The organism is Stenotrophomonas sp. 01N47, assembly GCF_056399165.1.
The window spans coordinates 1-474 of the sequence record NZ_JBFTQU010000048.1 but is presented as its reverse complement, the minus strand read 5'-3'; the positions used below and the strand labels follow the sequence as shown (position 1 = coordinate 474).

1 protein-coding gene is annotated in these 474 nt (G+C 68.6%); it reads right to left on the bottom strand.

Annotated elements, in window-relative coordinates; all coding sequences use genetic code 11:
* The coding region (locus AC1DKR_RS21135; RefSeq protein ID WP_478035101.1) for a hypothetical protein at positions 1–282 on the bottom strand (282 nt) is incomplete at its 3' end.
* Positions 283–474 lie beyond the last annotated feature (192 nt).

The following is a 474-nucleotide window of genomic DNA, read 5'->3' as shown; positions in this document are numbered from 1 at the left end:
GATCAGCGAGAAGGCCAGGTAGACGCCGACGAAGGCGGCCCACGCGCCCCAGGCCTGACCCTTCTGTCCGGCGGCGACCACGTCGATCAGCTTGCCCGAGGCCCAGGGCAGGGCCAGGTCGAAGGCCACGGCGATCAGGGTCAGGGTGACGCCGGCGGCGAAGATCGCTTTGCGGCGCAGCCAGAAGCGGGCCAGGAAGCCCAGCACCTGCACGTTCGACAGCGCCCGGCGCCTGCCCCCGTTGTCGTCCCCCTGGTCGTCCGTGTCGTCGAAATCGCTCATGGGCGGCTAGATAGGCCTGTTGGCGGGGATAAGGAACGACCTGCCGACGGCCTGTTGCCAGGTTTCGGCCTGGACATTCCTTTCGATCGCCCCGCGTCTGACGCCTTGCAGGGTCACACGGCCGCGTCGCTCAGCACCATGGCGAAGGGAACCTGCGCCCCGTCGCGGGTCACATAGCCGCTGACCAGCTTG